Here is a 25477-nt window from a genome sequence, read left to right on the forward strand (position 1 = left end):
GTTGTTTTTTCGCTAAAGGCGACTGGCACTATCGCCCCTCACAGTTCCTTTCGCATCACGTAATCATTCATCCAGTAAGGGCCAATGGCGATGTCTTCTTCGTAGGCAACTGCAAAGCCCATTTTTTCATAAAATGATTTGGCCTGGTTATACCGGTTTACGTTGAGCTCGAGAATTTCTTTGCCCGCTTCCCTTGTCTTGTTGGCTACTTCGTTTATCAATATTTTGCCGTAACCTTTACCCTGCGTTTGGGGCAGGCAGTATAATTTATGCAACTTATAGATGTCAGGATTTTCATCGCGGGGCGAGTAACCTGCAAAGGCCACGGGCGTGCCCTCTTCTTCCAGTAACAGGTAGGTTTGCAAGGCCCCGGCTATTTGTTTCTCTATTTTTTCTGCCGAATAAATCTCGGCCAGCATAAATTCAATTTGCTCGCGCTCCAATATGGCCCCGTAGGTTGCCCACCAGGTGGTATCGGCTATGTACAGTATGGTATCAATATCGTTAACTGTTGCTTTCCTTATAGTATACATTTTTTATATTTCTGTTATTCTCAAATAAGTTGACTGGCTTTGAGCTTTCTGCTTTACGCATTAAGCTTTACTATGCTTTTTCTTCCCATATCATACAAAGATGCAAAATGGTTTCAACCGCCTTTTGCATATCCTGCACCGATACCCATTCCTGCTTGCTGTGAAACGCGTGCTCGCCGGCAAAAATATTGGGACAGGGCAGGCCCATGAATGATAATCTCGAGCCATCGGTACCGCCCCTTATGCTGCATAATTTGGCTGTTAAGCCCGTACGGTTTATCGCTTCCATGGCGTTGGCAACAATTTCGGGATGCTGCTCCAGCGCATTTTTCATATTGCGGTACTGCTGGCTGACGGTTAAGGTATAGGCAGAATTCGGGTACCGCTTTAAAACCTCGTTGGCTGTTTTACGGATCACATCTGCATGGCTTTTCAGGTTATCCTCGTCAAAGTCGCGGATAATAAAATCAATGCCGGCTGTTTCTACATGCCCTTCTATACTCACCGGGTGTACAAAGCCCTGCAGTGCTTCCGTGTGCTCTGGCGATAGTTCATTTGGCAAAGCCGCTATAATTTCACCGGCTATTTTTATGGCGCTTTCCATTTTGCCCTTCGCAAAGCCGGGGTGGGCGCTTACGCCCTGTATAATCAGCCGGGCACCATCTGCGCTAAAGGTTTCATTTTCCATGTTACCCGCGCTTTCGCCATCAATGGTATAGGCGGCATAAGCGCCAAGTTTGGCAATGTCAACATGTTCTACCCCATGTCCAACTTCTTCGTCGGGGGTAAACAATATACGGATATTACCGTGCTTTATTTCGGGATGATTTAAAAGCTGGTAACAGGCATCCATAATTTCGGCAACACCGGCTTTGTTATCGGCACCCAGCAGGGTTGTTCCGCTGGCCGTTATAACATCATGTCCCAATTGATTTTTAAGGTCGGGATGATCGGCTAGTTTAATAACCTGCGTGTTATCGTCGGGAAGTATAATATCCTGTCCCTGGTAGTTTTTATGTACAATGGGTTTTACATTGGCGCCGCTGCAATCGGGCGCTGTATCCACGTGCGAGCAAAAGCAAATTACGGGCACCTGTTTACTGGTATTTGATGGAATAGTTGCGTATACATAGCCAAATTCATCCAGGTGGGCGTCATGTACACCCATAGCCAGCAACTCATCAACCAATAGGCGGCTTAAGTTTTTTTGCTTTTCTGTTGATGGAAACGTAACCGAAGTGGGGTCTGATTGCGTATCAATGGCAACGTACCGTAAAAAGCGGTCGGTCACTGTAAAACTTAGCGGGGAATTAAAACTCATAAGCTATATTAGTGAAATTTTCGGGCCGTTTGTAAACCGGCATGTGCTTTTGTAAATATTGATAAAAATTAACATTGAAAAAATATATTCTTTTTTTTGTTTTGACTCTCGCTACGGTTGCCGCAAAAGCGCAAACCTATTACAATTATAACCAGGTTGGCTTTTCTATTAGTGGGAGTTATGGAAAGGCCGAAGCTGATTTAAACAAACAAGATTTCCACCCGGCGTTTAGTGCTGCATTTGTGTATAACTTTAGCCCATATTTACCAATTGCTCTTGAACTACAAAAAGGTACGTTTTCAGGAGGCAGCCGTAATCCGGCTGTTGATAAGTCGGGCCGGATTTTCAATAACAATTATCTTTCATTAAATATTCACGGAGATTTACAGGCAGGTGAGATTATCGACTACGCAGACAGCTGGTTTTTAGACCGTATCAAAGGTTTTTACATCGGTACCGGATTGGGCTTTGTGTTTAATAAAATGACAGATATTCAACGTACCAATCAGATTTTGGCTAATGCCGCGATTGGTGATACTGAAGGTTTTCAGGGTAAAAACTCAAGCGTCAATCTAATGGTGCCGATAAGATTAGGGTACGAATTTAAGATTTACGGGGGCGATGAATCAATACCCTTGTGGGGAATTGACATAGGAATACAACATTATTATGCTTATGGCGAAGGTATTGACGGATACAATGATCCGGTAAATAAATATAAAAATAACGCAACAGATCAGTATACCTATGTTACAATAGGTGTCAAATACAATTTTGAATTTTCATTCTTGCCAAGAACATCTTATAACAAACCGATAAGGAGGTTTGGCTATTGAACGTAGAAGAATTACGTGATTATTGCCTGCAAAAACCAGGTACAACCGAAGGCTTCCCTTTTGGCGAGGAGACCCTTGTGTTTAAAGTTGCCGAAAAAATATACCTGCTTATAGGGTTAACCAATGGCAACCGCTTCAACGTAAAATGCGATCCCGAACTTGCCATTGAATTGCGCGAGCGTTATCCGGAGGTAATTCCCGGCTATCATATGAATAAAAAACTATGGAACACAGTTTATATGGATGGCTCATTAACCCGCAAACAGCTTTGCGAAATGATTGATCATTCCTATGAACAGGTGGTAAAAAGCCTGCCTAAAAAAGTTCAGGCAGAACTCTCGGATTTAACATAACAGCAAGTGTTTTGCAGCTGTCTTGATTCTTGACTCTTGACTCTTGATTCTTAACTCTTCCCACCTATCTTTGGAAAAAAGCAATTTCATGAAATCATTTTTATCAGCCATACTTCTTTTTTTTATTGGGATAAGCGCAAAAGCACAGTTGACCCCTTTTGAATTAAGCAAGGATAAAAATTACACGGCTACTTATGCCGAAGTTATTAGCTACTATCAAAAGGTAAATAAACTGTATCCCAGGCAAATGAAAATGATCAATTATGGCACTACCGATGTGGGCAAGCCATTAACATTGATCGTGCTTTCAAAAAACGGTGTTTTCGATCCCGCGCAAATAAAAAAACAGGATAAACGCGTTTTGCTAATCAACAACGGTATTCACCCCGGCGAGCCGGAGGGTATTGATGCCAGCATGATGCTGGTGCGCGATCTGCTTAAAAAGAACCAGTTGCCAAAGGATGTAGTGATTTGCCTGGTAGCATTATACAATATTGATGGCAACCTTAACCGCGGCCAAAGCCGTGTAAGCCAAAACGGGCCGGTTGCATATGGTTTCAGGGGTAATTACCGCAACCTGGATTTGAACCGCGATTTTATAAAAGCGGATAGCCGCAATGCGCTTGCTTTTACACAGATATTAACCACCTGGAAACCCGAAGTGTTTTTAGACAACCACACCAGCGATGGCGCCGACTATCAGTATGTGATGACACTGATAGAAACCCAGAAAGACAAGCAAAACCCTATACTGGCCGATTATACTGCCAAAACAATGACGCCATACCTGTATAGCCACATGAAAAAAAGCGGTTATGAGATGATTCCTTATGGCGCGGGTGAAGAAGGCCTGCCAGACTCGGGTATCGTGAGTTTTTTAGAAACGCCCCGTTTTGCAACCGGCTTTACTGCCCAGCATAACATCATCAGCTATATTACCGAAACACATATGCTTAAACCATTTGATAAACGGGTATATGCCACTTATGATTTTATGCAGCATTTGATTGATATAAACCAGCGTGATGCCAAACTGATAGGCGATTTGAAGAAAAAAGCCGATGCGGCAGTTATCAGCCAAAAAACATTCCCGTTAAAATGGGAGGTGGATATGAAAGCCGTGGATACCATTACCTTTAAAGGATACGAGGCAGGCTACAAAACCAGCGATGTAAGCGGGCTGAAACGCTTGTATTATGACAGGAATAAGCCTTATACCAAAGTCATCAAATTTTACAACACCTACAAAGCAACAGTAACCGCCGATAAGCCGCTTGCTTATGTAATACCACAGGCATGGGGCAAAGTAATTGATTTGTTTAAGCAGAATGGTGTAAAAATGCAGCAACTGGCGCATGATACCACATTAAACCTGCAGATGTATTATTTGGGCGATATTAAAACACCAACACGCCCGTTTGAAGGCCATTACCTCCATAGCAGCGTACAATTAAACCCGGTTGATATGGCAGTAAAATTTTATGCCGGCGATTACGTTGTATATACCAACCAGGCTATTAACCGGTATATTGTGGAAACTTTGGAGCCCCAGGGCGTTGATTCATTTTTTGCCTGGAACTTTTTTGATTCGATGCTGGGCGAGAAGGAATACTTTTCTGACTATGTTTTTGAAGATAAAGCCGCCGGTTTGCTAAAACAAGACCCTGCCCTGAAACGGAAACTGGATGATGCCAAAGTAAAAGACCCGCAATTAGCAAGCAGTGCCCAGGCGCAGCTGTTTTTTGTATATAAAAACTCGCCCTGGTTCGAAAAAACGTACATGCGTTACCCCGTGGGCCGCATTTTAAACGATACTAAACTCGACCTTAAATAAATGGATTACCTTATCGCAACACCTGTAGCATCTTTGATATTTGCTATAACCCTGATTGTTTCTATAATGGCGTTTTACAATCAGAATTTGTATGGAAAATTAATGCTGCACCCCTATAATGTTTCGCGCGGGCATTATGTTTACACTATTATAACCAGTGGCTTTATCCATAAGGATGTGATGCACCTGGTGTTTAATATGCTATCGTTTTATTTTTTTGCTTTCACGCTGGAGCAAACCATTGGGCATTGGCAATTTGGTATGTTATATATGGTAAGCCTTATTTTAAGCGATATGCCATCGGTAATAAAACATAAAGAAAACTATAGCTATTATAGTCTTGGCGCTTCGGGGGCCATAAGCGCAGTGATATTTGGTTTTATATTATATTATCCGTTAGCCCAAATGGGGCTGCTTATTTTACCTTTCAGGGTGCCGGCATTTGTATTTGGCATTTTATACCTGGTGTATTGCAGCTATGCATCCAAATATAGCCGTGATAACATTAACCACGATGCCCACTTATTCGGTGCATTGGCAGGCTTACTCATCACGTTTTTATTAAACCCGCCGGTATTATCAGAATTTCTCCACCAGGTTACCGGGAAAGTTCAATCGTTGCTGCACTAACAAAATCGCCATTGGTATTAAACAGGAAGCTCATAGGGGCATTGGGGTTTTTGATGATCTCTAACAGTAAAAAGCCCCAGTTTTTCCAAAAGTTTTCCAGCACCTGGCCGTAGGTTTTGTTCATCCAGTCGTCAAACAAGGGTTTGCTGCTGGTGCCGCGTAAGGGGGCGGCTTCTATGTAAATGGTATCGCCAACGGGCATTACCTCGTACTCGGGCAGGCGGTTAAACAGGTATGCCGAATAAAAAAAACGGGCATTCACTTCTTCAAACTGGATTGGGTGCAGGGGTTGCTCTGCTATTTTATCCAGCATTTCCTGGTGATAGCGGCCATTTGAGCCATTATCCTGCAGGCATATTACCAATCCAAAGTCTTTTATCCGCAGCGAGAATGTTAGCGTGTTGATTTCATCGCGATAGCCAAACACATTGTCGGCATTGTCAACCTTAAACAAAGCGATGCTGTAGGGTTTAAAGCCGTCTAGTTCAATAGGCAGGTTAAGCGTTTGCAGCATTAGGTGCAGGTTGCTGAACCGGTGAATAATGGCCTGCGAAATATTAAACTCTTCGCCCTGCGCATGCTGCTGGCGAATACCGGCCTGTATTTCGTTAAAAATTATCCCGTACAGCAATTTGCCTGCCCATTGAAAAAGCTTGAATTCGTCAAGCTTTTTTACGGCTTCATAGCCCGTTTCAAACGCGGCGGCTATTTCGGCCTCCAGCGGTTCCAAATATTGTTCGTTTATGGCGGCACTGCAAGGGAGTTTTAGGTCCTTGTAGGTGGCCATGCTTTCGTCGAGCAGCTTAAAAGGCTGGTCTTCCAGGTTATAACGGCTCATGAGCCATTGCGGAAAAACCTGTATCTTTTCTTCTTCAGAATTTAAAGCCTCGCCCGTAAGGAAACATTTGCTGTTACTGAAATTAAAACGCTGAAACGGTGAATAAATTTGTGCCGGCATGGCCGCAAAGATAAGCACGAAATTCATTCTAAACTTTTAGCTTTGGTTTTTAACATGGAACTGACATATCAACCCTTCGAGTTACAACTTAGACACGCTTTTACCATAGCCAAGTTTTCGCGCACTACAACCCCGGTTATGCTGGTGCAGCTAAAACATGAAGGCTTTACCGGTTACGGCGAAGCATCAATGGTGCCCTACATGGGCGAAAGTTATCAGAGCGCTACGGAGTTTTTAAGTAAAGTGGATATTGGCCGGTTTAGTTATCCATTTGATTTTGGGTCGATAATCAGTTATTTAGATAGCATAGCTCCCGGTAATCCTGCTATAAAAGCAGCCATTGACATTGCCCTGCATGACCTGGATGGCAAAATTAAAGGCCAGCCTTGCTGGCAGCTTTTGGGTAGTAACCCTGCCCTGATGCCTGTAACCAGCTTTACCATCGGCATTGATACGCCCGAAATGATCATCAAAAAAGTAAAAGAGGCCGAAGGTTTTAAAGTGATAAAGGTAAAGCTTGGGCGCGATACAGATAAAGAACTGATAGGTACCATTCGCTCGGTTACGGGTGTGCCATTATATGTTGATGCCAACCAGGGCTGGACAGATTTACAGCAAAGCCTTGACATGACCTACTGGCTGCAGGAACAAGGCGTGCAGCTGATAGAGCAACCCATGCTAAAAACCGACCCCGACAGCAATGCCTGGCTCACAGAGCGCAGCCCCATCCCCATTATTGGTGATGAGGCCGTACAGCGCTTTGAGGATGTGGAGAAAGCCAAAGGCGTGTACACCGGCATCAACATCAAACTCATGAAATCGGCAGGGATGCACGAAGCCAAACGAATGATAACCAAAGCACGTGAACTGGGCCTGCAAATCATGATAGGTTGTATGACCGAAACCAGTTGCGCGGCACTGGCCGGTTTAGCCCTTGCCCCCCAATGCGATTGGGTTGACCTGGACGGGCCCTTCCTGGTAAGCAACAACCCATACCAGATGCCCGGTTTTGCCGATGGTAAGTATATATTAAATAACGACCCCGGATTGGGATTACGATAAATACGAATTTCACAGATTTAATGGAATTTCACCAATCTGCTTTATAAATTTGATAATCAATTAATTTGCACATATAAAGGGTTCGCGCTTATTCGCCCCATTCGTGAAGTTAGTGTCTATTTAAGATTCGTGAAATTCGATTCAATTGGTGAGATTCGTGTCAAAATAAATTAGTGACATTCGTGTGAAATGAAAGTTTTAATCATCGGCTCCGGCATAGCAGGCATCGCGACAGCGATAAGGCTTGCGGTGCAGGGACACGAGGTTGAAGTTTTTGAAGCAAACAGCTATCCCGGCGGTAAACTATCTGAATTTGAACAGGACGGCTTTCGCTTTGATGCCGGGCCGAGCCTGTTTACCATGCCGCAGTATGTGGATGAGTTATTTACCCTCGCCGGTAAAAAACCTGAAGATTTTTTTAGCTACCAAAAGCTGGATAACGTTTGCCGGTACTTTTATGAGGATGGAACCCAACTAGACGCTTGCGCTGATACTGAGCAATTTACCGCCGGGATAAATAGTATTACCGGCGAGCCTGTTGCATCGGTTGAAAAATACCTGGCCAATAGCGCGGCTATTTATGACATTACCAGCCACGTTTTCCTGGAACGGTCGCTGCACCGGCTTAAAACGTTTTTGCGCCGCGATACCGTAAAATCCACTTTAGACTTTGCCAAAATCGACGCCTTCCGTACCATGCACAAGGCCAATGAAGGTTTTTTTAAGGACGACCGGCTGGTGCAGTTTTACGACAGGTATGCCACCTATAACGGATCAAACCCTTATGCTGCCCCGGCAACACTGAACGTAATACCGCATTTAGAGCATCACTTTGGCGCCTATTTTCCTAAGGGGGGTATGTACAACATCACCGGCAGTTTGGTTGAGCTGGCTGAATCATTGGGCGTTAAGTTCCACTACCAATCGGCTGTGGATGAGGTGGTTTTGCAGGGCGGCAAGGCAATAGGTATTAAGGTTAAAGAAGGGGCAATCAGCGGGGACATCATCATATCCAACATGGATGTATGGTTCACCTACCACAGGCTACTAAAGGCCCATCCCAAACTATTCCCCCGGAAAATCCTAAGCCAGGAGCGCAGTAGCTCGGCGCTGATATTTTACTGGGGCATCAGCAGGCGGTTCCCCGAGCTTGACCTGCACAACATCTTTTTCAGTACCGATTACAAGGCCGAGTTTGACCATATCTGGCAGGATAAAGACATCTTCCACGATCCTACTATCTACCTCAATATCAGCTCGAAATACAAGCCTGATGATGCCCCCGCCGGCTGCGAAAACTGGTTTACTATGATTAACGTGCCGGCCAATGTGGGGCAGGAATGGGATATCCTGGTTGCCACCGCCCGCGAAAACATCCTCAAGAAACTCACCCGCATTTTAGGCGACGATATCGAAAGCCTCATTGTTTCCGAAACCATGCTCGATCCGCGGCGGATTGAGAGCAAAACCTCATCCTACCAGGGCTCGTTGTATGGCACCAGCAGCAACAGCCGGTTCGCGGCATTTTTGCGGCATGCCAATAAATCGGGCAAAATCAAAAACCTGTATTTTTGCGGGGGGAGTGTCCATCCGGGCGGCGGGATACCGCTTTGTTTACTGTCTGCAAAAATCGTAAGCAGCTGGATTGCCGATGATTTCCCTCAAACTTCTTAAAGTGCGTTTTTTACACAAAAAAAGCACATTTTTATAGCTAAAAATAGCAAAAAACACGTACAAACCTGCTATTATTTCGATAAAAATATTACAAAAATTAACACTTTTTATCACTTTAAAAAGTACCCCACTTTTGTTAAAAAATTTCCAATAAAAACTCCGCTTTCAAACATCGGCGGCTTTCATAAGTCGTAAAATCCGAACTTATTTTCAATATCGAGCACCGAACTCCCAATGTCGAATAATGAAGGGGAAACTTCTGCGTTGGAAATTCGAAATTCATTATTCGATATTATTTTTACTTTTCTTTAATTAACTACATAGGGTTAGGGGGCTTATATTTGCGGCATGGATCTTCAACTATTCGATAAGCAGGTTTATGCCGATAGGCGGCAGGTGTTAACCCAAAGCATGGCCAACGATGGCCTTATTGTGCTGCTGGGCAACGAGGAAAGCAGCATGAACTATAAGGATAACCATTTTAGCTACCGCCAGGATAGCAGTTTTCTGTATTACTTCGGGCTGGATGTTGCCGGGCTGGCCGCCGTTATTGACACAGACACCGGCGAGGCTGTGATCTTCGGCAACGAGCTGAGCATCGACGACATTATCTGGACAGGCGTACTGCCTACCGTGAGCGAAATGGCTGCCATGGTTGGCGTTACCCAAACCCGCCCGTACAACGATATTAGCCACTACATCCACAAAGCGCAAACTACCGGGCGCAAGGTGCATATACTGCCGCCTTACCGCCCCGAAAATAAAATTAAACTGGCCGCCTGGCTCAATGTGAGCCTGCAGGATGTGGCCGATCATGTTTCGGTAAAACTCATCAAAGCCGTAATTGCCCAGCGGGTGATTAAAACCCCATTGGAAATCGCAGAAATGGAAAAAGCGGTATCCATTAGTGTAGATATGCAGCTGGCCGTTATCAAAAACACCCGCCCCGGCATTAAGGGCTACGAGCTGGTAGCCAAAGCCAACGAGGTAGCCATTGCGGCCGACTCGCGCCTGGGTTACCCGGCCATTATTACGCCCCGCGGCGAAACCCTGCACACCCATTACTACGGCCACACCCTGCAGGACGGCCAGATGCTGCTGTGCGACATCGGCGCCGAAAACGCCATGCACTACGGCGGCGACCTTACCCGCACCGTTCCCGTGGGCCAACAGTTTACCACCCGCCAGGCCGAACTATACGAAGTGGTGCTTAACTCCATGGACCATGCCATCAGCATGCTGAAACCAGGTGTACGTTATAAAGACATTCACCTGGCCGCCTGCCAGAAACTGGTGGAAGGCCTAAGCCAGGCCGGCATCATGAAGGGCGATGCCGCCGAAGCCGTTGCCGCCGGCGCGCATACCATGTTTTTTCAGTGCGGACTGGGCCACATGCTGGGCATGGATACCCACGATATGGAAGACCTTGGCGAACCCTACGTAGGCTATACCGATACGCTTAAAAAAGAAACCACCGTTTTCGGCCTCAAATCCCTGCGCCTGGGCCGCGAACTGGAAGCCGGCTACGTACTCACCATTGAGCCCGGCATCTACATCATCCCCGAACTCATCGACCGCTGGCAGGCCGAAAACAAATACACCGACTTCATCAACTATGATGTACTGAACACCTACCGCGATTTCGGCGGCATCCGTATCGAGGATAACTTTTTGATAACCGATACCGGCAGCCACTTGCTGGGTAAATATTTGCCAAAGACGTTAAAGGAGATAGAGGGGTTGAAGTAAGATGTGCAGATTCCAGATTTCAGATGTGCAGATGATGTTTTGATTTTAGGGGCCTAATAGCCAGGTTATTGCGGGTATCCATCAGGGAACCTAAAAAAATGGGGATGGGGTGTTGGTTTTAGAACATCACAATAACTTTGTCATTGCGAGGAACCGCCAGCCTACCTGCAAAAAATAGTAATGAGATTCCTGCGAGTCATTGTAGATACGCATAATTGCGTCTCCCGCAGGACATTCTGGATCTGCAAGGCCGAATTGCAAGATCAATTTGCATGCGTGATTTGCACGCGGGAGACGCAATTATGCGTCTCTACGTTGAAAAACCTAAAAAAGATACCGGATAATCAGTAGCTTATAATCTGTCATTATAGCCGCAGCGCGGCAATTGCGAACTGTGCAGGTCCACCCTGTATAGTTCGCGATTGCTTCGTTCCCCGCAGAAAGTTTTGCAACTCAGGACGACAAAGAACGGAATACGTCATAAGTAGCCCCAATGGGTATGCTATGCTCGTTGATATTAATCTGGCCCCTGTCAAACCTGCTGATTTTATCGCGGGCTACTATAAAGGCCCGGTGCGTACGGATAAACTTTTTGGCAGGCAGCATTAACAGCATATCTGTAATAGTTATCCGGGTGCTTAATGAGCTGCCGCCCAGCAGGTATATTTTGGTATAGTTGCCGGCGGCCTCAATAAACAGGATCTCATCCAGCTTAACTTTAATTTGCTCATAACCGTCTTTTATAAATACAGAGGCCGTCTCGTCGGCGTTGCCGAGTTTGCTGCGTAATGCATACAGCTCATGGGCTTTATTGCAGGCTTTTAAAAAGCGCGGCAGCGAAAACGGTTTCAGCAGGTAATCAATGGCATCCAGCTCAAAACTTTTTACAGCATGTTCAGAGTATGCGGTGGTAAAAATAACCATCGGCGGGTTGGTGATGCTGCCTAAAAAATCAATTCCGCTGATGTCGGGCATTTTAATATCAAGGAATAGTAAATCTGTTTTATTTTTTTGCAGGTAGGTAAGTGCGTCAAATGCGTTGGTAAATGTTTCCTTCAGTTCGATAAAGGGCACTTTGGCCGCGTGCGATTTCACCACGTCAAGCGCTATGGGTTCATCATCAATGGCAATAGCTATCATTCTTTAAATTTAATTATATAGAAGCTAAAAGCAGAATGCACAAGGCTTAAAGCTAAGTCATTGATTCTATTGATAAAAGAATATATGTGAAATTAATTAATAGATCCTATATAGTGTCGTGTCAACGATAAATTGACGGATATTCTTTAGCCCAAAGTCTTAAGTTCTAAGTCAAAAGAAAAAAAAACTTTAGACTTAGAACTTAAGGCTTAGAACTCTTGACTTCACACCAGTTGCACCGTCAAATGGATAAAAAACTCTTTGGCATTTTCACGGATAACCAAATCGTGCCGGTTGGGATAAAGCAGTGTGAGCCTTTGTTTCACGTTATCGAGCCCGATGCCGCTTTGCCCTTTTTCGGGGTCGTTATCGTGGCGAATGTGGATGCTGTTGTGCACATCAAAGTAAAGCGTGTTACCATCGGTTTGCAGGGTAACCTTTATGTGCGATGGGTTTTGCAGGCTTATGCCATGTTTAAATGCATTCTCCACAAAAGGGATCAGCAGCATAGGGGCTATTGTTAGCGTGCCCTGGTAGTCTTCAATCTGGGTTTCAATGATGATAGATGATGAAGCAGAGGTACGCAGTTTTTGCAGCAGGATGTAGTTTTTAAGATAGTCGATATCCCGCGATAGCAGGATTTTGTCGCGTACGTTTTCTTCCAGCATAAAACGCATCATATCGCCCAGTTTTTGAATGCCTTCGCTGGTACGCCCGGCATTTTCCTGCAGGGCGGTGCCATACAGCGTATTTAGGGCGTTGAATAAAAAGTGCGGGTTAATTTGTGATTTTAAAAAGTTAAGGTTGGCGTCGGATTGGCCCAATTCGGTTTTAAGGGCTTTGATTTCTTCGTCTTTTTTAGCGTTGCGCCTTTTGTAGGTATTCCAGGCATATGGTAAAACAACTATCAATTGGATAAAAAAGTTACTTACGATTATGATTGGCACCGATTGGTCATCCATCCCATGAATAGCCGAAATGTTTTTTAGCTGGTTTATCATTTCGTCAGGTATTCCGCTTGTCGTCTGCCTGTTACTAACAAGCGCTGCGCACATTGCTGATAAAACAATTGTCGACAGGAGGTTTAGCAGCAGCATACGGCCCATGTACGATAAAAACCGGTGCCTTTTTAACGATAGTTTGGGTATTACCCGATGTACCGCGTATAAATAGGTTATCATTAATGAAGGCACATCGTACAAAATAAAAAACTTCATCCAGGTAGGTGTGGATATATAAAACATCCCGACCATCATCAATATCCACAAGGCGGTGAGCAGGGCTGTTTCATAATATAAAGCATTTGCTGCATTTTGCTTATTGCGGTTAAAAAAAATGATCAATATTTTTAAAGCAAGCAGGGTAGCAAAATACAGATCGATAATGCCGATTGTGAAGCAAATAGCAATAAAAACAAATACAAATAAGGAGTTGGAGGCCGAATTGTCCTGATGTTCAAAGGCGGGCGCAACATAAAAGCAAAGCAGCAGGTAGCTTATAAAAATGATGACGTAATTAAATAAAACAGCTACTACGGGATTGCTTTGAAAAGCACCGGAGTCGACGGTAAACCCATTTACAGTAGTATTAAATGAAACACTGGTTGCTAGGTTGGCCTTGTGAACATCAATTACGCCCAGTACCAGCGCCGCCACAATAATTGCAGTAACTATCCAAAATTCTAACCGGGCTACATCTGTTTTTAATCTTGTGTTTATAATGTTGTTCATTGTTTTTGTGATTTAAGGTATGTGTTTACTGCTGCAATGGTACAAAAGCTATTTTGTCCAATTATTAAAATGTGATAAACCATCCAAAAAATGTGACGAACCCGTTGCTGTGGCTGGCTTTGGAGTTGCCGCTTCTTTGTTTTTATGGCATCCACCACCATCTTCCCGGCTTAATTTAGTGTAACATTTACACCCGTTAAAAATCTTTTAAAGCATTGTTAATCATTAGTTAATCCCGGCCACTTGCAAAATGCTTGTATTTTTTGCATTTCTCTAAAAATTAGCTATAAATTCATTTATTTTGCTTGCACAACCAATTATTTACCTGGCCTCTGTTTGCCGATAAGTTAACAGCAATTTTATCTCATGCTAACAACATAAGCGTTTTTTTGCACAAAAATATCATCGGCTAATATTCTTTGGGCCGGTAATCATCTTACACAAAAGGGTATAAAATTAAATCAACACTATGAAAAAAAACTACAGATTCATTTTAAGGCTATTTTACCACGCAAGGCAAGCGGCCATGCTGCTGCTTTTTATGCTGATAGCCTCGGCAAGCGTTCGCGCGCAGCAAAGCACCACCATACGCGGTACCGTTACCGACGAAACCAATACACCCCTGCCAGGTGTAGTGGTAACCGTTAAAAGTACAAGTAAAGCAACCACAACCAATAGCAATGGTATTTACCAGGTAACCGTTAGCGGGGCCGATGATGTTTTGAAATTTACATTTTTAGGTTCGGTACCCAAAGAAGTAACCGTGGGCACAAAAACCATTGTAAACATTACCCTGGTAACCGATACCAAACAACTAAAAGATGTTGTGGTTATTGGTTATGGCACCGCAAGCCGTAAGGATGTAACCGGCGCAATTACATCGGTAAAAGCCGAAGACTTTAACCAGGGGGTATTAACTACACCTGCCGAGCTTTTGCAAGGTAAGGTAGCCGGCTTAAACATTACCAAAAGCGGCGACCCCAACAAACAGCCTGCAACTATTTTAAGGGGACCATCAACCCTGCGCGAGGGTGCGGCTCAGCAGCCCTTCTATGTAATTGATGGCGTACCTGGCGCATCTATTGACCTGCTTGCTCCGGCCGATATCGAAAGCATCGATGTGTTAAAAGATGCATCGTCTACAGCCATTTACGGTTCACGTGCTGCAAACGGCGTAATTATAGTTACTACCCGCAGGGCCAAAGCCGGGCAAACAAGGCTAACTTACAGCGCTTATGGTGCTGTTGAGAACGTATCAAAAAACATCGACGTACTTACCGGCGATCGGCTGCGCCAATACCTGGCCGACAATGGTGTAAAAGCATTGGCCAAGCCTACTGATGATGATGGCTCCAATACCAATTGGCAAAAGCTTGCCGAAAGAACAGGTTATTCTCAAAACCATAACCTTTCATATGGCGGTGCCGGTACCAATTCGGAATATGGTGCAAGCGTAAACTATATGAAAAATAATGGTATACTAAGAAATACCAGCCTTGAGCGTACTATTTACAAAGGCTATATCAACCAGCGTTTTTTTAATGATCGTTTAAAACTGGGTATCACCCTTACCAACAGCGTTACCAAAAACAACGATATATTTCAAAGCCAGGTGTTATCGGGTATTTTATTTTACCTGCCAACCGTTAGCCCTTTTAACCCCGATGGCACTTACAAAGAAAACTTAAGCCGTACAGGTAGCGGCCCTTTAAACCCGTTAAGTTTAATTAACAACAACTTCACCAAAACAGAAAATAACAAAACCCTCATCAATGGTTTTGCCTCCGTCGACATATTAAAAGGGTTAAAGTTTACTATATCTGGGTCAACCCAAAAAGAGCAGAACAACGTAAACACGTACTCTACAAGCCAGTCTGGTATCTATGTTAACCAAAACGGCGTAGCTGTACGCAGTGCCTATACTAACACCAGCAATGTTGTTGAAGCTTATTTTAATTATGATCGTGTTTTTGGAAAGCACTCATTGAAATTATTGGGTGGTTACTCTTATCAGCAGGATCGTAACAATGACGGTTTTGGTGTACAAACACAAAACTTCTCAAACGATGCCTTAACTTACAACTATCTTGCGTTATCAAACCCTAGCCAGCTTTCGCAAATAGTATTTAATCCTGCCTATATTTCAACGTTAAGGTTCGTGTCGTTCTATGCACGTGCTCAGTATGAGTTTTCGGACAAATACCTATTACAGGCGTCATTGAGGGAAGATGGTTCTTCGGCATTTGGTATTAACCAGCGTCATGGTTACTTCCCGGCTGTTTCTGCAGGATGGAAGATCATTAACGAAGAGTTCATGAAATCTATTCCGGTTATCAGCGATCTGAAATTAAGGGCTGGCTACGGTGTATCGGGTAACAGTTTAGGCTTCGACGCCTTTACTGCGAGGTTAATTTACGGCGTCCCTCCGGGTGGTGGTAAATTTTTAAGCAATGGTAACATTGTTAACCCTATTGGTCCGGTACGTAATGATAACCCCGATTTGAAATGGGAAAGTACAGCAACCACCAACATCGGTTTGGATTTCGGGATCCTGAACAACCGTATCACCGGTTCGGTTGATTACTATATCAAGAAAACATCCGATCTGATCTATACTTACCCGGTGTCAACCACATTGTATTTTTACCCATTTTATACTGCTAACGTAGGTAAAATTAAAAACAGCGGTTTCGAGATTGTTATCAACGCAGTACCCGTAAAAACACAGGCGTTTACCTGGCGTACTTCATTCAACGTTTCGCATAACAAAAACGTTGTACAAAGTTTATCAAACAGCCAGTTTGGCCTTAACTTTATTCAAACAGCACAGTTAGGCGGTAAGGGTCAGTCGGGCAACTACAGCCAGATCATTCAGCCGGGCTATGCTATCGGTACATTTAACCTGTGGCATTATTTAGGTAAAAACGCTAACGGCGTAAGTACCTATCAAAAGGCCGACGGATCAATAACTGCTACCCAGCCACTTACATCCGATCAGTTTATTAAATACGATGCGCAACCTAAACTGATTTACGGCTGGAGCAACAGTTTCTTCTATAAAAACTTCGACCTTAACTTTCTGGTACGTGGTGTGTATGGCAACAAGGTACTGAACGCAACCCTTGCCGCGTTAAACAACCCGGCCGACTCAAAATTGCAGAATATCCCAACGTTTACTTTAGACGAATCGTTTAAAGATATCAATGCTTACCTCATCTCTGATCGTTTCCTGGAAAGCGGTTCATACCTGCGTTTAGATAATGCTACTTTGGGTTATACCATTAAGCCACATATCCAGGCCTTTAAAAGCCTGCGTTTTTATGCATCGGGCAATAATATTTTTATCATCACCAAATACCGTGGCGTTGATCCCGAAATTAATATCGGTGGCTTAACCCCGGGTATCGATAATCGCGATTTCTATCCTAAAACACGCACATTCAGCTTAGGTATAACTGCACAATTCTAAAAAATCAGAAGGAGATAAAAAAGATGAAAAAGATAATTATAATATGTGCCGCAATTGCTGTGATCATGAGCACATATTCATGTACAAAATTAGATGTACCTGTTGAATCACAATATGTAAAATCAAATTTCCCGGTTACCGATGCCGATTACACCGCATTACTGGGTACCATTTATTCAAACCTGTCGGCAAGTTACGCGGTGCCATACTGGCGCATGCAGGATATGTCTACCGATGAGGCTATCCTGCCTGCCCGCGACGGCAACTTTGACGACGGCGGCCAGTACAGGCAATTACACTACCACACCTGGACCTTTGACCACCCCAACGTAATAGGTGTTTGGCAATGGGGCTTTGGGGGTATCAACACCTGCAACCGTATCATTAGCGTAATTAACGCTTCATCATCATCGGCTACAAAAAAAGCGTCATCAGTTGCCGAGGTTAGAGCAATGCGCGCGCTGTATCTTTATTTTATGATGGATTTGTACGGCAACGTACCTATCATAACCGATTTTCCGGTAACTGTACAACCAGCCAATCAGCCGCGTGCCAAGGTGTACGCGTTTATTGAAAGCGAACTTAAAGCCGTTTTACCTTTATTGCCGGCTAAAAGTAATAACGGACCAACAAACGTATCGCAGTATGGCCACCCAACAAAAGGTATGGTGTTTGCCCTGCTTGCAAAAATGTACCTCAACTCGGGGGTATATACCGGCACCACCCGTTACCAGGAAACCGTAACCATGTGCGATAGCGTACAGGCCAATACCAACTACTTCCTGGATGCTAAATACAGGGACATATTTTTGCCAACCAACGGCCCGGCAATTAATGAAACCATATTTGCAGTACCTTACGATCAGCAAATACCGGGCAACCAGTTTACCCGTTTCGGTTTCTTTTACTACCTGGTTAACGCATATGGCTTTAACGTAGGTTTAAGTATTGCCATGAGCACCACGCCCGAGTTTTACAACCGTTTTAACATTCCGGGCGACGACCGCACCAAAACATGGCTGGCTGGTCCGCAATATTATCCGGATGGTAATGGCGGCTTTACCAATCAGCCCGTTTATTATCCTGTTGGAGCTGCCGGCGTTCCGCCAAACACACAAATTAACATCATTCCTACATTAACCTTAACAGGGTTAAAACCTATGGATTTGGGTAACGATGTGCTTACTTCGCAATCAGAAGGTGTACGTTCACTAAAATACTACCCAGATGTTAACATCATCCAGGCAACCCGGTTAAACAGTAATGATGTACCGGTATTCCGTTTGGCTGATGTTTACCTGATGAAAGCGGAAGCTATATTACGCGGGGCAACACCAACAACCATAAACGGCGAAGTGCAAATCCCGCTTACATTAGTAAACAAGCTGCGTGCCCGTGCCCATGCGCAGGTAGCCTCATCAATTGATTTGGATGGTTTGCTGGATGAGCGTGCACGTGAGCTTTCATGGGAAGCATGGCGCCGTAATGATTTGATCCGTTATGGTTTGTTTGAAAAAGAATACCCGTTGCCGGTTGCCGGTGGAAAAACGGACGACCTGAAAATGAACACCGATCCTACCCGCAGGTTATATCCCATTCCATCAACCGAATTAAAAACAAATCCTAACCTGGTGCAAAACCCTGGTTATTAATATTTGTTGATAGAAAAAAGAATATAGCAATAGGGGGAAGCCGTAGGTATTCGGAAGATTCGAAAAAAAGGCGGGGAAACGTGCGATTCCTTCCTTGGGGAAGGGGCACTGTCATTAAGTTAAGGAATTAAGGTCGATATTATTTGTCCTTCTGTTTTTCTTAACTTAATGACATTGACCCCTCCCGTTGGGAGGGAATTAAAAGGCCCTCCGGATACTTCGGGTTTCAACCCTTCGCTATTTTTTGAAGGGTTTTATTTACCTTATTTGAACATTAAATATACAAGCATGAAACTCATTAGCGGCTTACTTATTAGCCTTTTATTTCCACTGGCGGTTTTAAAAAACGATCCTGATGATATTACCATCAATAAGATCCAGGTAATAGGGTCGCACAATAGCTATAAACGGGCTATCGACCCCAAATTGTTTAAGTTTTTGCAACAGCGCGATTCTGTCGGCATGAGCAAAATTGATTATGAACACGTTAGTCTTTCAGATCAGCTTGATTTAGGTTTGGGTGCCCTGGAGATAGATGTTTATGCCGATACCAAAGGCGGCAAATATGCCCACCCGAAAGGGTTGGACTGGGTGCCCGGCCAACCTGCTTTTGATACCGATGGTGTAATGAAAGCGCCTGGCTTTAAAGTTTTTCATATACAGGATATTGACTACCGCAGCAATTGCCAAACCTTTAAACTTTGCCTGCAGGAGCTAAAAAAATGGAGCGATGCCCACCCCGGTCATAACCCTGTTTTTATTACCATGAATGCCAAAGATGAGCCGATGAAGAAGCCGGGCTTTACCATCCCCGAAAAATTTACTTCGGCCACATTTACCGCTTTGGATAAAGAGATTTTGGATAACCTGGGCAAACAATACGTAATAACCCCCGACGATGTACGGGGCAAATATAAAACCCTTGAAACAGCAGTATTACATAATAACTGGCCAACGCTTAAAGCAGCTAAAGGGAAGTTTATATTTATCCTGGATGAAAAAGGCAAAAAAAGGGCCGCCTATATTGCCGGCCACCCATCGTTAAAAGGCAGGGTATTATTTGCCGATGCTATGCCCGGCACGCCCGAAGCCGCCATCCACATCATGAACAATGCTAAAAAAGATTTGCGGGCTATTACGGCACTGGTAAAAAAAGGATACATCATCCGCACCCGTGCCGATTCGGACACCGAGGAGGCCCGCAATAACGATAAAAGCTCATTTGCCGCCGCGCAAAAATCGGGCGCTCAAATTATCAGTACCGACTACTACAAAAAAAGCACCCACTTTAAATCAGATTACATGATCAGTTTTGCTGATGGCACCTACTTTAAAGTTGATCCGTTGTTTAAGGCGACGGCGGCGATGGGGGGGAAATAGACGGCATCTCATAAAATTGACACATCAGGGGGCTTAATCGCCAGAAATCATTACCTAAAATGTTTCATAGCACTATTTGTTACATAAAAAAAGGGCCTTTAGATAACCTGAAGGCCCTTTTTTGTTAGAAAAACATATCTGTAGTTACATGACGGTTACATAAGAATTACACCCAAAAAGGAACATATTTTGCATACCTCCTTGATTTGTTTTCCGGGTCATAATCTGCGGCATAGCGTTAATTTTAAAACGGAACACTTGTAAAGCCGGGCTCAACTATTGAGGCAATAAACAATGAATAATATGCTCAAATAGTTGAATCCATTTAAGCTATTAGTTACGATTTTTACTGATTGGGTGTATCTTCATACATCCCGACTTCAACCAGCATAAATGAGAAAACTAATAAGCATTCCCCCGGCCTTTAAACAATTTGGCGACCACCATTTTGCCAAAGAAAACTATTACTTCAGCTCGGATCCTAAAGAGGGCAAAGTTGGCTCAGGTGGCGGAACCGTTAATTTATTGTACGAAGCCAGTAAAGATGAGAAGACCACAGGCCCAATAGGTAATTGGTTACGCAAAGAGAAGCGGCTGATTATCCATGCGGGTGGCCAAAGCCGGCGTTTGCCGGCATATGCAGCTGTAGGCAAAGTGTTTACACCCATGCCCATCTTTCGCTGGAAAAGGGGCCAGCGCATTGGGCAAATGCTGATTGACCTGCAGTTACCGCTGTATGAAGAAATATTGAACAAAGCGCCCAAAAACCTCAATCACCTGGTAGCCAGTGGCGATGTGCTCATTCGCGCAGGGGGAGTATTGCCCGAAATACCGGATGCAGATATTGTTTGCTTTGGCCTGTGGGAGCGGCCCGAGAAAGCATCTAATTTTGGTGTTTTTTTTGCGCATAAAAGCTCGCCCAAAGAACTGGCTTTTGCCCTGCAAAAACCTACGGCACAAAAACTACAGGAGTTACAGCCAAATTACCTGTTTTTTATTGACATCGGCGTTTGGCTGTTTAGCCCCAAAGCCATCGAACTGATGTTTGAGCGCAGCGGCTGGGATAAGGATAGCAACTCATTTGCCAACGGAATTCCGTCGTTTTATGATATGTACACAGAGTTTGGGCAGGCCCTGGGTAAAAATCCAACCTTGAAGGACGATGCCATCAACCAGTTAAAAGTAGCGATTGTGCCGCTCCCAAAAGGCGAATTTTACCATTTTGGTACCAGCGCCGAGTTGATAGAATCGACCGATAAATTGCAAAACCTGGTGAAAAACCAGGAAGAGATATGGCATAATAAAATAAAGCCCAGCGCCGACTTGTTTACCCAAAACGCCATCACCAGGTTTGAGTTTACCAGTGCGAACAATTCTATCTGGGTGGAGAACTGTCATATTGCCCAAACCTGGAAATTGCGCTGTAAGCACATAATTACCGGGGCTCCTGCAAATAATTGGGCGCTCGATTTGCCCGAAGAAACCTGTCTTGATTTTATACCGGTTGGCGATAAGGATGAATGGTGTGTAAGGGTTTATGGATTTTACAACCCCACGTTACCTGTACGTGGGATAAATGCCGATAGGGGGTATACAGATGCCGACTGGTTTAACGAGCCTGTTTACCCTGTATTTGACGCAGCCGATTTGAACAGCGAAATCATTCAAGGACTGATTGATAACCCATTTAATTACCTGGCAAAAGGAAAGCGGTTAATTGCCGCGGCCAATGTTGCCGACGAAGTAAACCTTTACCGCCAGTACGCTCAGCGCGAAGCTTTCTTAGAAAGTAACCTGCAAAGTATGGCAGCTAATTGGAAGCAATCTGTTTTTTACCAGCTTGATTTGAAAAATGCTGCCGGGATATATAAAAAAGCAGGATTAACATTGCCGCCCGCTTTGCCCGAAGACGCCCCGCTGCTAACGCGCCTGCACGACCAGATGTTCAGGAGTGAGGTGTTGGGCTCAGATAACCCATCGGCTGCCGCCTATGAGGCAAAAGCATTTGGCCTGCTTGCCGAAACTATTGTTGACACGGCTAAAGCCGAACTTGCAGAACCCAGGTTGGATGTAATGTCCGATCAGATAGTTTGGGGCCGCAGTCCTATCAGGCTCGACCTGGCTGGGGGGTGGACAGACACTCCCCCAAACTGCCTCATTAACGGTGGTAAGGTACTAAACCTGGCTGTTGAGCTAAACGGGCAGCCCCCGCTACAGGTGTTCATAAAACCCGCTGCCGAATATGTTATCACGCTGCGATCTATTGATCTGGGTGTAAGGGAGGATATAACAACTTACGAGCAATTATGTGATTATAATAATTCAGTCGGTTCGGCATTTTGCATACCCAAGGCCGCGCTTTGCCTGGCAGGTTTTGGGCCTGAATTTTCAGCAAACAGGTATGGTTCGCTGACGGAGCAATTGAAGGACTTTGGGATGGGTATTGAACTTACTTTGCTGGCCGCCATCCCCAAGGGATCGGGCCTGGGCACAAGCTCAATCCTGGCAAGTACCGTATTGGGTACCTTAAGTGATTTTTGCGACCTGAAATGGGACAAGTATGCTATTTGCTCACGAACCTTGGTTTTGGAGCAAATGCTAACAACCGGCGGCGGATGGCAGGATCAGTATGGCGGTGTTTTTGGAGGTATTAAGCTACTGGAAAGTACCCCGGGTATTTTTCAAAAGCCAACAGTGCGCTGGGCCCCTGAGTTTATTTTTACCGATGCTTCTGCGGCATCTATATTGTTATATTATACCGGGATTACCCGGGTTGCCAAAAATATCCTGGCCGAAATTGTGAAAGGAATGTTCCTTAATGGCAACAGCTATTTAAGCATCCTGGAAGAAATGAACCAACATGCCCTTAAAACTTACGAGGCCTTTCAATACGGCGACCTGCAGCAAGTAGCCAAGGCCACGGGCATTAGCTGGGCGCTTAACCAGCGTTTGGATGGCGGCACCAATACGCCCGAAACTCAGGCAATTATTAACCGCATCAGCGATTATGTTATTAGCTGTAAATTACTGGGTGCCGGTGGCGGGGGCTACATGCTGATATTTGCAAAGGATGTGGCTGCGGCAGCAAAAGTGCGTAGCGCTCTTAATACCAACCCGCTCAATAATAGGGCGAGATTTGTTGATTGGTCTATTTCGCGGGATGGATTTAAGACATCGAGGAGTTGATGTAGGGTTTTGGCAGGGGCGTACGCGCTCGTCTCTGCCAAAATCCTGCATTCATTTAATTGCCCGGCTCTTTTGTATTGCTATTCATCAGCTTTCGCCCTTTGCTTAACACTTTTAGCCGTTGCCTTTTTAGGGATATCGGCTGTGCTGTTGTTTCGGCCTCGTTATTGTGCAGTCCATATGCAGCTATAATTTCTTTGCAGGACAGGCTGCCAATGATTTTATTTTCTGCCGATGTAACCGCGACCAGCTCTGCACTATGCGTTGCCATTAATTCGGCCGCCTGCCGCAACGATGTGTTGCTGTTTATAGTTAAAGTTGATGGATGCACTATATTAGCGAGGGTCAGTTTGTCGGCCAGGGTGTCATTATAAATATCGGCTAAATTGGCCGTACCTGTGTAATTACCGTTTTTATCAAGCACAATAAAACCATGGGTGTTTGAGCTGTGGGCAAGCAGTTGGGCTTTTACTTCACTAACCGTGTTTTCGGCGCTTAATGTAACAAAGTTTTTGTTCATTACATCAAGCACAGATAGTTTGCTCAGCACATCGGGCTCAAATGAAACAGGTGTTGCAACCCCTCTGCGGGCAATTTTCTCGGTCATTATTGTGTTTTCCATTAAAACGAAAGATACCAGGTACGATGCGGTACAGGCGCCCAATAATGGCAATAACGCGCTTGATTGCATGGTAGATTCAAGGGCGAAGGTAATGCTGGTTAAATAAGCCCTTGAAGCCCCGGCAAACATTGACGACATGCCCAGTAACGCGGCCATTGGGATAGTTATACCCGAATTTGGAAAAAACATTAAAATAACCGCTCCTGTAATTGCGCCTGCCGCGCCGCCAATGGTTAATAATGGGGCCAGCGTTCCGCCCGATGTACCGCTGCCCAGGGCAACTGCCCATGACAGGAATTTAAAAAAGCACAACCGCAAAACAAGGAGTAACGGAATGGTGCCAGATAAAATGCTGATGATATTGTCGTAGCCGACACCCAACGTATGTGGCGCAAAATAACCAATTAAACCTACGGCGAGGCCTCCCAAAGCGGGCCACCACATCCAGTGAATGGGAAGCTTATCAAACCAGTCTTCAATTAAGTAAACAATTTTGGTAACCCCTAATGATAAAAAACCGATAAACAGGCCAATACCGCTGTAAATAGCCAAAGCCCCATTAGCAGGTACGGTTAAATTGGGCATGGGAAAAACCGGACCTGGTTCAAATAACAGGTGATGCCCCGCTGCGCCTGTGATACAGGCCAGTGCAACGGGTAAAATAGATTTGGGCGAAAACTCAAACAAAAGCAACTCGATAGCCAATAATACCGCCGCTATGGGGGTGCCGAATATGGCCGACATGCCTGCTGTTGCCCCTGCCGCCAGGATCACTTTGCGCTCGTTGGCGGTAATTTTTAATAACTGGCCCAGGGTTGAACCCAATGCCCCGCCGGTTGCAATTATTGGCCCCTCGGCACCAAAAGGTCCGCCGGTACCAATAGCAATTGCCGATGATATGGGCTTTAAAAAAGTGATGGATGGTTTTATTTTGCTTTGGTTGGTTAGTATCTGCTCCATGGCTTCGGGAATGCCATGCCCCCTGATGGCCTTTGAACCATACAGCGCCATTAGCCCGACAATTATTCCGCCAATGGCCGGCACAACAATAACCCATGCACCCAAATGATTGGCCGCCGGGCTATGGAAATGCACATCCAGTATGCCATAAAACGAAATATTGGTTACAATGTTAATGAGGTATATAAGGCCTTTGGCAATAATGCTGATAGCTATTGCCACCATAACAGATAATACCGAAACATATAGTAACCGTTTTTTTATGATATGAGTTAAGGTTAATTTATCCTGGCGATCATTAATAGCGCTTAGGGAAGGCGAGATGGGGATGCCTGTTTCTTTTTGTTTCATGATTAATATTTGAAATGCCGGCCATCTCAAGAAAACG

At 44.6% G+C, this 25477-nt stretch carries 17 protein-coding genes; 11 read left to right on the top strand and 6 right to left on the bottom strand.

The genetic code is table 11. The features are described 5' to 3' along the window. Positions 1–38: 38 nt before the first annotated feature. Positions 39–533, bottom strand: a complete 495-nt coding sequence (locus AC1DXF_RS25465) for an N-acetyltransferase family protein (RefSeq protein ID WP_477451518.1) — start codon at positions 531–533, stop codon at positions 39–41. Positions 534–603: 70 nt separating this feature from the next. Continuing rightward, entirely contained in the window at positions 604–1854 is a 1251-nt protein-coding gene (pepT, locus tag AC1DXF_RS25470; RefSeq protein WP_477451519.1) for a peptidase T, read from the bottom strand. A 74-nt stretch (positions 1855–1928) separates the two neighbouring features. Between pepT and AC1DXF_RS25475 the strand changes: the two genes are divergently transcribed. The 4 genes from AC1DXF_RS25475 (at position 1929) to AC1DXF_RS25490 (ending at position 5507) form a co-directional block, all read left to right on the top strand. Further along, positions 1929–2690, top strand: coding sequence for a hypothetical protein (locus AC1DXF_RS25475; protein ID WP_477451520.1), 762 nt, complete (start codon positions 1929–1931; stop codon positions 2688–2690). Continuing rightward, entirely contained in the window at positions 2687–3043 is a 357-nt protein-coding gene (locus AC1DXF_RS25480) for an MmcQ/YjbR family DNA-binding protein (RefSeq protein ID WP_477451521.1), read from the top strand. The genes AC1DXF_RS25475 and AC1DXF_RS25480 overlap by 4 nt, the downstream gene beginning before the upstream one ends. An 88-nt stretch (positions 3044–3131) precedes the next feature. Continuing rightward, a complete protein-coding gene (locus AC1DXF_RS25485) occupies positions 3132–4877 on the top strand; it encodes a M14 family zinc carboxypeptidase (protein WP_477451522.1) in 1746 nt (581 codons plus the stop codon). Beyond that, a complete protein-coding gene (locus AC1DXF_RS25490; protein WP_477451523.1) occupies positions 4878–5507 on the top strand; it encodes a rhomboid family intramembrane serine protease in 630 nt (209 codons plus the stop codon). On the opposite strand, the gene AC1DXF_RS25495 is transcribed toward AC1DXF_RS25490, so the two are convergent. Then, positions 5476–6492, bottom strand: coding sequence for a hypothetical protein (locus AC1DXF_RS25495; RefSeq protein ID WP_477451524.1), 1017 nt, complete (start codon positions 6490–6492; stop codon positions 5476–5478). The genes AC1DXF_RS25490 and AC1DXF_RS25495 overlap by 32 nt on opposite strands. 27 nt (positions 6493–6519) lie before the next feature. Here AC1DXF_RS25495 and AC1DXF_RS25500 point away from each other — a divergent pair, with 27 nt between their 5' ends. The 3 genes from AC1DXF_RS25500 (at position 6520) to AC1DXF_RS25510 (ending at position 10950) form a co-directional block, all read left to right on the top strand. Continuing rightward, the gene (locus AC1DXF_RS25500) at positions 6520–7527 is read left to right on the top strand and encodes a dipeptide epimerase (RefSeq protein WP_477451525.1); all 1008 of its coding nucleotides are present in this window, start codon (positions 6520–6522) and stop codon (positions 7525–7527) included. Positions 7528–7716: 189 nt separating this feature from the next. Continuing rightward, on the top strand, positions 7717–9201 hold the full coding sequence (gene crtD, locus AC1DXF_RS25505; protein ID WP_477451526.1) for a 1-hydroxycarotenoid 3,4-desaturase CrtD: 1485 nt from the start codon (positions 7717–7719) through the stop codon (positions 9199–9201). A 348-nt stretch (positions 9202–9549) separates the two neighbouring features. Continuing rightward, complete coding sequence (locus AC1DXF_RS25510) at positions 9550–10950, top strand: aminopeptidase P family protein (RefSeq protein WP_477451527.1); 1401 nt, start codon at positions 9550–9552, stop codon at positions 10948–10950. A 453-nt stretch (positions 10951–11403) separates the two neighbouring features. Here AC1DXF_RS25510 and AC1DXF_RS25515 read toward each other — a convergent pair whose 3' ends face one another. Beyond that, positions 11404–12090 carry a LytR/AlgR family response regulator transcription factor gene (locus AC1DXF_RS25515; protein WP_477451528.1) on the bottom strand — a complete coding sequence of 229 codons (687 nt, stop codon included), beginning with the start codon at positions 12088–12090 and terminating at the stop codon, positions 11404–11406. Between the two features lie 224 nt (positions 12091–12314). Further along, on the bottom strand, positions 12315–13820 hold the full coding sequence (locus AC1DXF_RS25520) for a sensor histidine kinase (protein WP_477451529.1): 1506 nt from the start codon (positions 13818–13820) through the stop codon (positions 12315–12317). 469 nt (positions 13821–14289) lie between these two features. On the opposite strand from AC1DXF_RS25520, the gene AC1DXF_RS25525 reads away from it, so the two are divergent. The 4 genes from AC1DXF_RS25525 (at position 14290) to AC1DXF_RS25540 (ending at position 23507) form a co-directional block, all read left to right on the top strand. Then, the gene (locus AC1DXF_RS25525) at positions 14290–17289 is read left to right on the top strand and encodes a SusC/RagA family TonB-linked outer membrane protein (protein WP_477451530.1); all 3000 of its coding nucleotides are present in this window, start codon (positions 14290–14292) and stop codon (positions 17287–17289) included. A 23-nt stretch (positions 17290–17312) separates the two neighbouring features. Beyond that, positions 17313–18941 (top strand): RagB/SusD family nutrient uptake outer membrane protein, encoded by a 1629-nt coding sequence (locus tag AC1DXF_RS25530; RefSeq protein WP_477451531.1) that lies wholly within the window; start codon positions 17313–17315, stop codon positions 18939–18941. Positions 18942–19229: 288 nt separating this feature from the next. Next, positions 19230–20321, top strand: coding sequence for a phosphatidylinositol-specific phospholipase C1-like protein (locus AC1DXF_RS25535; RefSeq protein WP_477451532.1), 1092 nt, complete (start codon positions 19230–19232; stop codon positions 20319–20321). Between the two features lie 393 nt (positions 20322–20714). Then, positions 20715–23507, top strand: coding sequence for a bifunctional fucokinase/fucose-1-phosphate guanylyltransferase (locus AC1DXF_RS25540; protein WP_477451533.1), 2793 nt, complete (start codon positions 20715–20717; stop codon positions 23505–23507). Positions 23508–23562: 55 nt separating this feature from the next. On the opposite strand, the gene AC1DXF_RS25545 is transcribed toward AC1DXF_RS25540, so the two are convergent. Next, positions 23563–25440, bottom strand: coding sequence for a chloride channel protein (locus tag AC1DXF_RS25545; RefSeq protein ID WP_477451534.1), 1878 nt, complete (start codon positions 25438–25440; stop codon positions 23563–23565). Positions 25441–25477 lie beyond the last annotated feature (37 nt).

This window comes from Mucilaginibacter sp. P2_A5, assembly GCF_056404995.1.